General features: G+C 42.9%; 1 protein-coding gene. It reads right to left on the bottom strand.

The window, feature by feature from the left end; translation table 11 throughout:
* A partial coding sequence (locus AAEZ02_RS23050; RefSeq protein WP_351125486.1) for a S8 family serine peptidase occupies positions 1-252 on the bottom strand: 252 nt, incomplete at both ends.

Genomic DNA, 252 nt, shown 5'->3' with positions numbered 1-252 from the left:
CTTTTATACGCGCCTGGGTATAACGGCTGCGACGCCGGCCCTTGGTTACCCGCAGCAGCTACAATTAATACGTTTTGTTTTATTGCTGCAGTAATACTTGCTTCTAAAATTGCGTTATTTGGCCCTGTTAGGCTCATATTTATTACGGGGATTTTATTACTAACTAGCCAGTTAAGTGCCTCTACTATGGCAAATAATGTAGCCCCTTGTGCATATTCAGATTGCCTATAAAACACCTCGGCACTGTAAAGC

The organism is Shewanella sp. T24-MNA-CIBAN-0130, assembly GCF_040310185.1.
GTDB lineage: Bacteria > Pseudomonadota > Gammaproteobacteria > Enterobacterales > Shewanellaceae > Shewanella > Shewanella psychromarinicola.
Note: the sequence above shows the minus strand (reverse complement) of the source record. Positions and strands in the feature narration are given on the sequence as shown.